This window comes from Streptomyces sp. NPDC007917, assembly GCF_042959105.1.
Taxonomy (GTDB): Bacteria; Actinomycetota; Actinomycetes; order Streptomycetales; family Streptomycetaceae; genus Streptomyces.
Map to the genome: position 1 here is coordinate 84,891 of NZ_JBIBKK010000004.1, position 11,913 is coordinate 96,803.

An 11,913-nucleotide genomic window follows, 5' to 3' on the forward strand; every position below is an offset into this window, starting at 1 on the left:
TCAGGCGCGGCGGTCGGGGCGGCGGCCGGGGGGCTGACGCGGCTCGGGGCGGGCGGTGGGCTCGGGGACCTTGCGGGTCTGCGGCGACTTCTCGGTGACGGTGAGCGGCCGCCCGTAGTGGCGGATCTCCATCGGGGCGCCGCGCACCATGGTGTAGGTGGTGGTGGCGTCGGTGATCTCCACCCGGAGACACCTGCCCAGCACCTGGACGGTGAAGGCCAGCCGGGCCAGCTTCTCCGGCAGCTTGGGCGAGAAGTCGAAGGTGCCGTCGGCGTGGCGCATACCGCCGAATCCGGCGACCAGCGCGATCCAGGTGCCGGCCAGTGAGGCGATGTGCAGTCCGTCGCGCGTGTTGTGCTCCAGGTCCCTGAGGTCCATCAGGGCCGCCTCCCCCAAGTAGTCGTAGGCCAGGCGCAGATGGCCGACCTCGGCGGCCATGACGGCCTGGGCGCAGGCGGACAGGGAGGAGTCGCGGACGGTCAGGGCCTCGTAGTAGGCGAAGTTACGCGCCTTCTGCTCCGCGGTGAAGGCATCGCCGCGCAGATACATCGCCAGCACCAGGTCGGCCTGTTTGACGACCTGCTTGCGGTACAGGTCGAAGTAGGGGAAGTGGAGCATCAGCGGGTACTGATCGGGGTGCGTGCCCTCGAAGTCCCACATCTGGTGGTCGGTGAAGTCGGCCGACTGCTCATGGACGCCAAGGGTCTTGTTGTACGGGATCGTCATGGCCTCGGCGGCGTCCCGCCAGGCCGCGGCCTCCTCGTCGTCCACCCCCAGCGCGGCGCCCTTGGCCGGGTGGCGCTCGACGACGGCCGCGGCGGCGCGCAGGTTCGACTGGGCCATGAGGTTGGTGTAGACGTTGTCGTCGCCGAGCGCGCTGTACTCGTCGGGGCCGGTCACCCCGTCGAGGTGGAAGCGGCCGTGGTGGTCGTGGTGGCCCAGCGAGCGCCACAGCCGGGCCGTCTCCACCAGCAGTTCCACCGCGCTCTCGCGCTCGAAGTCGTCGTCGCCGGTGGCCGAGACATAGCGCACCACGGCGTCGGCCACGTCCGCGTTGACATGGAAGGCCGCCGTACCGGCCGGCCAGTACCCGGAGCACTCGGACCCGTCGATGGTGCGCCAGGGGAAGGCGGCGCCGTGGTGGCCGAGCTGGCGGGCCCGCTCCCGGGCGGCGGGCAGGGTGGACTGCCGCCAGCGCAGCGCCTCGGCGACGGACTCGGGGAAGGTGTAGGTGAGCAGCGGCAGCACGAAGGTGTCGGTGTCCCAGAAGGAGTGTCCGTCGTAGCCCGCCCCGGTGAGGCCCTTGGCGGGGATGGCCCGCTCCTCGGCGCGGGCCCCGGCCTGCAGTACGTGGAAGAGGGCGAAGCGCACGGCCTGCTGGATCTCGGCGTCGCCCTCGACCTCGACGTCCGCGCGGCTCCAGAAGTCCTCGAGCCAGTCCCGCTGCTGGTCCACCAGCCCCTTCCAGCCGGTGCTCGCGGCACCGGCCAGCGCGGCCTCCACCTGGTCCCGGACGGCGGGCAGCGAGCGGGCGCCGGACCAGCCGTAGGCGACCAGCTTCTCCAGCCGCAGCACCTCGCCCGGCTGGAGCACCGAGGTGATGGTCAGGCGGGCGACGTCCTCGCTGCTCTCGCTCGAGGTGCGGGTGGGTGACGGTCCGCTGATGAAGTGGTCGGCGGCGGAGGCGACCCGCAGCCGGCTGGCCTCGGTGCAGTGGATCAGACGCAGCCGCATGTCGTTGGCGGCGTGCTCCTCGGGCTGCAGGGGGGACTCCAGGGCGGCGGCGACCCGGGGGTCGCCGGCGCGGTGCGGCAGCTGCTCGTTGGCGACCAGCTCGGACTGGACGACGATCCTGACCTCCGCGTCCACGGCCTCCACCTCGTAGGCGACGGCGGCGATGGCCCGCTGGGTGAGGGAGACCAGCCGGGTGGAGCGCAGCTTCACGGTGGTGCCGGAGGGGGAGGTCCACTCGCAGGTGCGGTGCAGCAGCCCGCCGCGCAGATCGAGGGCGCGCTCGTGGGAGCGCAGCCGCCCGTAGCGCAGATCGAAGGGCTCGTCGTCCACCAGCAGCCTGATGATCTTTCCATTGGTGACGTTGATCATGGTCTGGCCGGACTCGGGGTAGCCGTAGCCGGCCTCGGCGTACGGCAGGGGGCGCAGCTCGTGCACGCCGTTGAGGTAGGAGCCGGGCCAGCCGTGCGGCTCGCCTTCGTCCAGATTGCCGCGCCAGCCGACATGGCCGTTGGAGAGCGCGAAGAGGGACTCGCTCTGCGGCAGCACATCGAGGTGGAGCTCGGTTTCGCGCAGCATCCAGGGGTCGACGGCGTACGAGGAATCGGTGATCACGAGGCGTCCTCCTCCAGCAGCTCGGCGAGGTCCCGCACCACGACGTCCGCGCCGTGGGTGCGCAGCGCGTCGGCCTGGCCGACCCGGTCGACGCCCACGACATGGCCGAAGCGTCCGGCGCGGCCGGCCTCCATGCCCGCCAGGGCGTCCTCGAACACCGCGGCGGCCGCGGGGGCGACGCCCAGGTCGCGGGCGGCTTCCAGGAAGGTGTCCGGGTGTGGCTTGCCCGCCAGCCCACGCTCGGCGGCGACCACGCCGTCAATACGGACCTCGAAGAGATGTTCTATTTTCGCAGAGATCAGGACATCGCGGCAGTTGGCGCTCGAGGAGACGACCGCGGTGCGCAGGCCCGCGGCGCGGACCGCCTCGGCGAAGCGCACCGACCCCGGATACGCCTCGACCCCCTCTTCCCGGATCTTCTCCAGGACCAGGGCGTTCTTACGGGTGCCGAGGCCGTGCACCGTGTCCAGGCCTGGCGGGTCCCGGTCCGTCCCCTCGGGCAGCTCGATCCCCCGGGACGCCAGGAAGGTGCGCACCCCGTCGGCGCGGGGCCGCCCGTCCACGTATTCGTCGTAGTCGTCGACCTTGTCGAAGGGGTGGAAGGCGGGGCCCTCGCGGCGCCGCAGGAAGTCGTCGAACATCTCCTTCCACGCCGCCGCGTGAATCACCGCGGTGCGCGTCAGCACACCGTCGAGATCGAACAGGCAAGCCCGGACGGACTCCGGGAGGCGGAGCTTGGTCATGGCTCCCGGTTCCCCAGCAGTCGCCGGACTATGCGGCGAACTGAGCGACGACTGACGGTGAGGGGGCGACGGACGGGGCAGGCTCAGCGTGGGGCGACGGTGCGGCCGATGCGGCGGGAGGCGTCGGCGGCCTCCAGGATGGCCACCACCTCGCGGCCGAACCGCACGTCGCAGGGGTCGCCGGTGCCGGTGCGGGCGGCTCGCAGCAGCCGGTCGGTGGCCGCGGTGAACGCCTCGACGGGGCTGATCCCCGCGTCGGGGACGGCGACCACGCCCTGTTCGCCGTAGAAGTCGCAGGTGTGCTCGACGGCGGCGGGCCGGGCGTCCAGGGTGAGCGCGAGCGTGCCGACCGCGCCCGAGTGGTGGCGCAGCAGCACATGCGCCGCCCCGCGCGGTCCGCCGACCGCCGTGACCTCCGCGACCGGGCCCAGCACCGGCAGCAGGACGGACAGGGCGTGCGGGCCGACGTCCCACAGGCCGCCGCGCTCCCGCCGCCACGGGGAGCCCCCGTAGGGGTTGCCGGGCCGGAAGATGGAGGCGAAGGCCGTCGCCCGGCCGCCGTCCCAGCCTCCGTCGGCCGCGGCCCGGGTGAGGAAGTCCTCCACGGGCCGGGCGAAGCGGCGGGTGAAGAACACCACGGAGGCCAGTCCGCGCTCCTCGACGGCGTCCACCACGCGATCGGCGTCCTCGGTGGTGAAGGCGAGCGGCTTGTCGAGCAGCAGATGGCGCCCGGCGCGCGCGGCGCGCAGCGCCAGGTCGCTCTGGATGTCCGGCGGAAGGGCCACGGCGACCGCCTCGACGTCGGCGATCAGCTCGTCGGCCCGGTCGTAGGCCCGGGTGCCGCACCGCTCGGCCAGCGCCCGCGCCTTGGCCGGGTCACGGCCCCAGACGCCCGCCAACTCCGTCTCGGGGTGCGCGGCGAGGGCCGCCCCCTGGGTCTCGGCCGCCCAGTGGCCCGTGCCCAGCAGTCCGAACCGCAATGCCGCCCCCTTGGTCTCTTGATGCCCTGTCCGCCGCCGGGCGCGATCCTACGCCGCGCGGCGCGGGCCGACGGAAGAGGGCCGGGAGGCCGGCGGTGCCCCCGCGCGGAGGAGGCCCGCCACCCGGTCGGGTGCGGGGGCGCGCCGCCCGGCCGCGGCGGTGGCAGTGTGAGGCTCGGCTCCGCCGGTCCGGGCAGCGGCCACCGCGGCCGTACCGGGCGGCGGGGACCGCGTCCCGTGGCACGGCCGCGTCCCCCCACCGCGTCATCGCCCGCACCACCGCCGGAGGAATCCCGTGGCCCGTGGCCCGATCCGCCCGTATCGCCCGGAAGGCAGGGCGAGCGCCCCGCGCGCCGTCGGCCCGCGCGCCCTGCCGCTCACCGCGGCGCGTCCCTCCCCCGCCCGGCGGCGGGCCGCGCGGCTGCGGATGGCCGGGGCGCTGCTGCTGGCGTGCGCCGCGGCTTCGGCCTGTGCCGCCTCCCACGAGCAGGCGCGGCCGGCGCGCGAGAAGCCTTCGCGGGCGACCGGCGCGCCGTCGTCGGCCGCCGCCTCGAAGGCCGCCGCCCGGCTGCTGCCCGGGATGCCGCCGCCACTGGACCCGCACGACCTGTACGCGGGCGACCGGCCGGGCAGGCTGTCCCCGGTGGTCAAGGGGATCCCGTCGCGGGTGTACGTGCCCAACACGCTGTCCAACACGGTCAGCGTCATCGACCCGAAGACGTACAAGGTGATCCGCACCCTCCAGGTCGGCAACCAGCCGCAGCACGTCGTGCCCTCCTGGGACCTGAAGACGCTGTGGGTCAACAACGACCTCGGCAACAGCCTTACCCCGATCGACCCGGCCACCGGGAAGGCCGGCCGCCCGGTGGCCGTCCACGACCCGTACAACCTCTACTTCACCCCCAACGGCAAGCACGCGGTGGTGATGGCCTCAGCTGACCGGGCCCTGGTGTTCCGGGACGCGCACACCATGCGCGTGGTGAAGTCGGTGCCGGTCTCGTGCTACGGCGTCAACCACGCGGACTTCTCCCCCGACGGCCGCTACTTCATCGTGTCCTGCGAGTTCTCCGGCGAACTGCTGAAGGTGGACACGGCGCGGATGAAGGTGATCGGGCAGCAGCGGCTGCCGCTCGTGGGCGCCATGCCGCAGGATGTGAAGATCTCACCGGACGGCCGGACCTGGTACGTCGCCGACATGGTGGCCGACGGGGTGTGGGTGCTGAACGGGGACACCTTCACCCGCCCCCGGCTGCTGCCCACCGGCCGGGGCGCCCACGGCCTGTACGTCAGCCGGGACTCCCGCAGCATGTACATCACCAACCGCGGCGAGGGCAGCATCTCGGTCCTGTCGTTCGCCACCGGCAAGCTGGTGGAGCGCTGGCGGCTGCCCGGCGGTGGCAGTCCCGACATGGGCGGGGTCTCCGCCGACGGGAAGGTGTTGTGGCTCTCCGGCCGCTACAACTCCGAGGTGTACGCGATCGCCACCCGCGACGGCCGGCTGCTGGCCCGGATCCCGGTGGGCGGCGGCCCGCACGGGCTGGCCGTCTTCCCCCAGCCCGGCCGCTACTCCCTGGGCCACACCGGCGTCTTCCGCTGAGCCGTTCGGCCGGGTCGAGCGGGCCGATGACGGGGAGAAGGCCGTCTTCCCCCTCCGACCACCCCCGCGTAGCGTGACGTGGACATGCCTAACGAGGGCGTCAAGGGGAGGAGTCGCGACTCGCGATGGAGAACGGCAGCAGGACACGACGTCAGTTCCTGGCCGCGGCGGGAACCACCGGCGGAACCCTCGCGCTGGGCACCGCGACGGCCCGCCCCGCCTCGGCCGCGCCGAGGTCGGCCCGCACCGTCGCCGTGCTCGGCGGCGGCGTCTCGGGGCTGAGCGCCGCACAGGAGCTGGCCGAGCGGGGGTTCGCGGTCACGGTGTACGAGCGCAACCGCACCCTCGGAGGCAAGGCCCGCAGCATGGACGTCCCCGGCACCGGAAGCGGCGGGCGCAGGGCCTTACCGGGTGAGCACGGATTCCGCTTTTTTCCAGGTTTCTACCGGAATCTTCCCGACACGCTGCGCCGGATTCCCTTTCCCGGCAACGCCGGCGGCTGCCGGGACAACCTGGTCGCCGCGACCGAGGAGCTGTTCGCCCGCAACGGCGGCACCCCGGATCTTCGGCTGCCGTTCCGCACGCTCACCGCGCCGCTCGACCCCGGCTCCCTCACCCCCGACGCGCTGCTGCAACTCCTCATCGGGGTCCTGGACACCGCGCTCGGCCTGGCGACGATGGAGGGCGCCAACGAGTCGGCGCGCCGGGCCGTCAACGCGCTCCTGGAGGCGGAGGGCTCGAGCGCCCCGCGGTGCGCCATCTGGACGCTGTACCAGCCGCCGGAGCTGGAGCCGCTGCGCCGCGTCGACGAGACCCGCTACCGGCTGGGGCTGCCCAACGCGTTCGACCTCGGCTGACACACAAAGGCATGGCCGGGGCGGCTCAGATCCGCCAGGAGCGGATGCGGCCCGCCGCGTCGTAGACATCGGCCTTGCCGGACAGGATGTCGCGGACCAGGTCGATCAGCGCGCCGTACGGCGGGTCGATGCCCTCGCCCGAGGCGTGCATATAGGCGACGGCCGTGGCGCTGGCGAATCGCGCGTTGCTCGCCGGAAGTGGCCTGAGCAGCGCGATGGTGTGCAGCAGCGCCGCGGCGCGCCACGCGGGGTCCGGGTCGACGCCCAGGCGCGGCGGGTCGACGCGATGCCGGGCCACGGCGGCGACCAGTCCCGAGAAGTCGGAGATGGAGGGCTGTTCCGGCATGACCTCCTCATGGCGCTGCAGCAGCCAGGGGACGTCGATATGCAGTAGCGGGGCCATGGTCAGGCGGCCTGTCCCGGGTCGTGGGGGCGATGTTCGTCGTCGGGGAACGCGTCGGCGAACGCCTGCTCGTTGTCCGCGAAGAAGCGCCGGAAGACCTCGGCGCCCTCCTGCAGCGCGCGGTGGCGGGCGATGTCGGCGACCGTCGCCTCCCGGACGAGGGCCTTCATCGTGGTGCCGCGCTCCTTGGCGATCTGGCGGAGGTCCTCAAGTTCCCGATCGCTGAATTCCACGTTGAGAGCTGACATGCCCCCACCCTACTTGCCAGGTACCGCGACAGCAATCGCCGCAGGTCAAATATTGTTTTTGTAGGTACTTGACAAGTTTTCCAGCGCGCGGGCCACCGGCCTTCGAACACCTGCGGGTACGGTGATCCGCACCACAGGAGAGAGAGGGATCATGGAGCAGCGTGAGTTCGCCCGGATCGGCCGGAAGGTCTCCGTCGTCGGGCTGGGGACCTGGCAGCTGGGCGCGGACTGGGGCGCGGTCGGCGAGGACGACGCGCTGGCGGTGCTGGACGCGGCCGTCGAGTCCGGGGTGACCTTCTTCGACACCGCCGATGTGTACGGGGACGGGCGCAGCGAGCAGCTCATCGGACGCTATCTGCGCAGCCGCCCGGACGCGCGGATCTTCGTGGCGACCAAGATGGGGCGGCGGCTGCCGCAGGTCGCGGAGAACTACACGCTGGACAACTTCCTGGCCTGGACGGACCGTTCGCGCGCCAACCTCGGGGTGGACACGCTGGACCTGGTGCAGCTGCACTGCCCGCCGTCGTCGGTGCACTCCTCCGCCGCCGTCTTCGAGGCGCTGGACACGCTGGTGGACCGGGGACGTGTCGCGGCCTACGGGGTGAGCGTGGAGACCTGCGAGGAGGCGCTGGCGGCGATCGAGCACCCGGGGACGGCGAGCGTGCAGATCATCCTCAACCCGTTCCGGCTCAAGCCGCTGGAGCGGGTGCTGCCCGCGGCCGCCGCGGCCGGAGTGGGGATCATCGCCCGGGTGCCGCTGGCGTCCGGTCTGCTGTCCGGCCGGTACACCAAGGACACGGTGTTCTCCGAGGACGACCACCGCACGTACAACCGCCACGGCGAGATGTTCGACCAGGGCGAGACCTTCTCGGGGGTGGACTTCGCGGAGGGCGTCGAGGCGGCGGTGGAGTTCGGGGAGCTGGCCCCCGAGGGGGCGACGCCCGCGCAGACCGCGCTGCGGTGGGTCGTCCAGCAGCCCGGGGTGACCTCGGTCATCCCGGGGGCGCGCTCGCCCGAGCAGGCGCGGGCGAACGCCGCGGCGGCAGCGCTGCCCGCGCTGGAGCAGGGCACGCTGGACGCGGTCCGCGAGCTGTACGACCGGCGGATCCGCGCCCAGGTGCACCACCGCTGGTAGCTCCGGCGGTCGGCGGTCAGTTCGGGAATCCGGCGGCCTGCGCCCACGCGCTGAGCTCGCGCTGTGCCGCGGCGCGCAGCTCGGCCGAGGGGGCCGAGGTGCCGTCGGCGACCAGTGCGTAGTGGAGGGTTCCGGCGCCGGGCGGTGCGGACAGCAGCAGCCGCCGGGCGTCGGTGCCGCCGCGCTCCGCCGCGGTGGCCACGGGGTGGTCGGCGGTGTGTCCGTGCGCGGTGTAGGCGGGCGGGCCGGTGACGGTGCCCAGGTCGGAGACGACGGTGGTGGTGGCGGGGTCGAAGTCGCGTGGCAGGTGCAGTTCGGTGGGGGCCTCGGTGGCGCCGCTCTGGCGCCACACCAGCATCCCGTAGCGGCCGGAGCCGACCAGCCGGGCGACGCCTGGCAGGCTGCTGGGGAGGCGGTCCCAGCTCAGGGTGGTGGAGCCGTCGCGCGAGCGGTCCTCGAAGGTGAAGGCGAGGGTGCGGCCCGCCACCGCGCTGGGGTAGAGGCGGTCCAGGAGCCGGGCGTCCTGGCGGAGCACGGCCGCCCCGGTGTCGTCGAGGCGGACGGCCGAGAGGTCCTCGTCGTTCCAGGCGTCACCGGCGGTGAGTACCTTGTCGGGGTTCCCGTTCATCGCCTCGTGGTGGCGCCCGTTGTACAGGTCCCACTGCCACTGGTTGGCGGACAGCACGGGGCCCGAGGCGGCGGCCTTGCTCCACCAGGTGGCGCCGCTGAGCCGGGAGTCCAGCGCCTGGTACAGGCCCTTGACCACGGTCGGCGCCTTGTCGGAGGTGAAGCCGGTCAGCGGGTGTCCGTACTCGCTGACGACGGCCGTGGTGCCGAGCGCCTGGGCCCGGTCGCGCACGGTGGCGAAGTCGGTGGCGTACTGGCCGTCCTGGGCCTTGCCGGGCATGAAGACACCGGAGATGGCCTTCTGGTCGTAGAAGTGGGTGTTGAACACATAACGGGAGCCGATGGCGCCGGCGTCGAGCAGTCCGCCCTCCTGACGCTGGAAGTCGATGTTGGAGTTCCAGAACAGATTGGGCTCGACGAAGGCGGGTTTGCCGTCCCAGCCCGCGGCGTCCATCCGCGCCCGGAACTTCTCGTAGAACGGCCACAGGACGTCCTTCTCCCAGGCGCGGCTGGACTGGCCGCTGGCATAGCGCCCCGCGTACGGCTCGTTGTACGGGTCGAAGCCGACGACACGGGCGAACTCGTCGGCGGTCAGGTGGCGGGCGAGGTAGGTCATGGTCTTCTCGGCGGTGGCCAGGAAGGCGTCCTGGACCCGGACCGTCCCGGCGGAGGTCTCAAGGGCCCGGTTCTTCCAGAAGTCGCGGGTGGCGTCCTGGACGGCCGGGTTCTGGGTGATGTTCTGGCCCCAGTGGACGCAGATGCCGCAGGACTCCTTCAGGTATCCGCCGGACTTGACGACCCATTCGGGCGCGCCGTCGCCGGAGTACCAGCTGTCCTTGTCGAACAGGTGGCGGGAGTAGAGGTCCTGGTGGAAGTCGGGGTAGATCCGTATCCCGGCGTCCAGGAAGGCCCTCATCTGCTCGGTGGCCTTGCGCAGATACTCCTCGTCCACCGTGCCGGGCTCGGGCTCGGCGTGGGCCCAGGACAGCAGGAAGCGGACGGAGTTGGCGCCGGTGAGGCGGCGCATGGCCTGGGCGGACTTCCGGGCGTCGGCGGTGTCGGCGAAGGGCAGTCCGCCGTTCTCCGCGAGCTTCACCTCGCCCGAGACATTGAATCCGCGCAGCACGACCTCGCGCCCGTGGCCGTCGGTGAACCGGCCGCCCGCCACGGAGATCCGGTCCGCGGCCGGGCCGTCGGACCAGGGCGGCTCGGCGGCGGCCGCGGTGCCGCCCGGGGCGGCGACCGCCGCCATGAGCAGCAGGGCGGCCGCCCCGAGCAGTCGTATGCGGCCCGTGCGAAGCCGGACCCTCATCCCGTGCGTCACTGTGGTCGCCATGAACCTACCGTCGGGTAAACATGAGCGTCCGTCAACATGTCGGCGGTATGTCAGCGGTGGCCGAACCAGCTCATCGCGGGCAGGGCCTTGTCGCCGTAGTCGAACAGGGCCTGGTTCTCCCAGGCGTTGCCGGAGCCTGGGTCGGCGGGGTCCCAGCCGCTGCCCTTGACCGCGGTCCAGGCCGGCTCCCAGTAGACGACGCCCAGCCCCCGGCCGCCCGGGACCGCCTCCACGACGTTCATCACATCGCGGAGGTTGGCGGCCTGCCCGGCGGGGGTGGCGGGGTAGCCGTCGACGAGCTGGTCGGCGGTGGCGACGTTGTTCGCCAGGCCGTCGTCGTTCGCGAGGGTGTGGGCGTAGGCGGTCTCGGCGACCAGCACCGGCTTGCCGTAGCGGGCCGCCACATCGTCCAGGTTGGCCTGCAGACCGGACAGCGGGCCGTGCCAGTAGCCGTAGTACGACAGGGCGATGACGTCGAACGGCACCTTCTGCGCGACCGCCTGGTCGAACCACCACCTCGTGCCCGCGTTGTCCCCGCCCTTGGCCAGGTGCAGCGCGACCCTGGTGTCGGCGGAGACGGCCTTGGCGGCGTTGGCACCGGAGGTGAGCAACCCGGCGAGCTGGGAGAAGTTGCTGGTGGAACCCTCGGGCCAGAGCATGCCGCCGTTGATCTCATTGCCGATCTGGACCATGTCGGCCGTGGTGCCCTGCGCCTTGAGCGAGCTGAGGACGTCGTAGGTGTGGTCGTACACGTCCTGCTTGAGCCGGCTGTAGTCGTGCCCGGCCCAGGCGGCGGGCTTGGTCTGCTTGCCGGGATCGGCCCAGCTGTCGGAGTAGTGGAAGTCGATCAGCAGCTTCATGCCCTGGGCCTTGGCGCGCTTGGCCATGGTCAGCACCCGGGCCTTGGTGTTGTAGCCGTCGGCCGGGTTCACCCACACCTTCAGCCGCGCGTAGTTCATACCGGAGGCGCGCAGGATGGCCAGGGCGTCGCCGCCGGTGCCGTTCGCGGAGCGGTAGGTGGCGCCGAAGGCCTCGTTCTTGGCGAGGGTGGACACGTCGCCGCCCTTGACCGCAAGGCCGGTGCTGCCTTTGGTGAAGGTGAGGTCGTCCAGGTTGGCCCACTCCCCCGCGTGGGCGTCGGAGTTGAGGCTGATGGTGCACTGTCCGGCGGTGACCGTGACCGAGGTGACCAGGCGGATCCACGCGCCGTTCGGAGTGGGCGGCAGATCGGTGCGCTGCTCGGCGCCGCCGCAGTCACGCAGGGCGAGGTACGCCGCGTTCTGTCCGCCGCTCGAGCGCACCCAGGCGCTGAGGGTGTAGGTGCCGTTCGCGAGGCCGGACAGGTACTGGTAGGTCTGCACCTTGTACGCCGAGGAGGACCAGTGGGACAGCCGGTAGCCGCCGCTGTGGCCGCCGGCCTCGGTGTAGGAGGCGTTGTTGTTGCCGGTGGCGGAGTAGGTGCTCCAGCCGGAGGGGGTGGCGGTGCCGGTGCCGTCGGCCTCGAATCCGGTGTTGGCCAGGGTGCTCGCGGCGTGTGCGGCCGGCGCGGGGAGCGCGGTCAGCAGCAGCGCGCCGAGGGCGGGGAGCGCTGCGGCTCGCAGCAGGGTGCGGGTGGTGCTCCGTATGTCATGCATCGTCGAG

The 11,913-nt window shown here is 72.5% G+C and carries 9 protein-coding genes and 1 pseudogene; 3 read left to right on the forward strand and 7 right to left on the reverse strand.

Annotation, left to right across the window (positions count from 1 at the left end; all coding sequences use genetic code 11):
- From ACFZDL_RS08895 to ACFZDL_RS08905, 3 genes are all read right to left on the reverse strand, one after another.
- Window positions 1-2,346 carry a glycosyl hydrolase family 65 protein gene (locus ACFZDL_RS08895; protein ID WP_353589852.1) on the reverse strand — a complete coding sequence of 782 codons (2,346 nt, stop codon included), beginning with the start codon at window positions 2,344-2,346 and terminating at the stop codon, window positions 1-3.
- Window positions 2,343-3,089 carry a beta-phosphoglucomutase family hydrolase gene (locus tag ACFZDL_RS08900; protein WP_353589853.1) on the reverse strand — a complete coding sequence of 249 codons (747 nt, stop codon included), beginning with the start codon at window positions 3,087-3,089 and terminating at the stop codon, window positions 2,343-2,345. Before ACFZDL_RS08900 ends, ACFZDL_RS08895 begins: the two co-directional genes overlap by 4 nt.
- Before the next feature lie 83 nt (window positions 3,090-3,172).
- Window positions 3,173-4,069, reverse strand: a complete 897-nt coding sequence (locus ACFZDL_RS08905; RefSeq protein ID WP_353589854.1) for a Gfo/Idh/MocA family oxidoreductase — start codon at window positions 4,067-4,069, stop codon at window positions 3,173-3,175.
- Window positions 4,070-4,379: 310 nt separating this feature from the next.
- Between ACFZDL_RS08905 and ACFZDL_RS08910 the strand changes: the two genes are divergently transcribed.
- Complete coding sequence (locus ACFZDL_RS08910) at window positions 4,380-5,666, forward strand: hypothetical protein (RefSeq protein WP_391190856.1); 1,287 nt, start codon at window positions 4,380-4,382, stop codon at window positions 5,664-5,666.
- A 125-nt stretch (window positions 5,667-5,791) separates the two neighbouring features.
- Window positions 5,792-6,355 (forward strand): annotated as a pseudogene (locus ACFZDL_RS08915) (FAD-dependent oxidoreductase); the annotation flags it as partial.
- 193 nt (window positions 6,356-6,548) lie between these two features.
- Here the strand turns inward: ACFZDL_RS08915 and ACFZDL_RS08920 are convergent.
- Both ACFZDL_RS08920 and ACFZDL_RS08925 read right to left on the reverse strand, forming a co-directional pair.
- Window positions 6,549-6,926, reverse strand: coding sequence for a toxin Doc (locus tag ACFZDL_RS08920; RefSeq protein WP_353589855.1), 378 nt, complete (start codon window positions 6,924-6,926; stop codon window positions 6,549-6,551).
- Between the two features lie 2 nt (window positions 6,927-6,928).
- The gene (locus ACFZDL_RS08925; RefSeq protein WP_353589856.1) at window positions 6,929-7,174 is read right to left on the reverse strand and encodes a hypothetical protein; all 246 of its coding nucleotides are present in this window, start codon (window positions 7,172-7,174) and stop codon (window positions 6,929-6,931) included.
- 151 nt (window positions 7,175-7,325) lie between these two features.
- On the opposite strand from ACFZDL_RS08925, the gene ACFZDL_RS08930 reads away from it, so the two are divergent.
- Entirely contained in the window at window positions 7,326-8,309 is a 984-nt protein-coding gene (locus ACFZDL_RS08930; RefSeq protein ID WP_353589857.1) for an aldo/keto reductase, read from the forward strand.
- Between the two features lie 16 nt (window positions 8,310-8,325).
- Here ACFZDL_RS08930 and ACFZDL_RS08935 read toward each other — a convergent pair whose 3' ends face one another.
- Both ACFZDL_RS08935 and ACFZDL_RS08940 read right to left on the reverse strand, forming a co-directional pair.
- Entirely contained in the window at window positions 8,326-10,272 is a 1,947-nt protein-coding gene (locus ACFZDL_RS08935) for a cellulase family glycosylhydrolase (protein WP_353589858.1), read from the reverse strand.
- A gap of 50 nt (window positions 10,273-10,322) precedes the next feature.
- On the reverse strand, window positions 10,323-11,906 hold the full coding sequence (locus tag ACFZDL_RS08940; RefSeq protein ID WP_353589859.1) for a glycosyl hydrolase 53 family protein: 1,584 nt from the start codon (window positions 11,904-11,906) through the stop codon (window positions 10,323-10,325).
- Window positions 11,907-11,913 lie beyond the last annotated feature (7 nt).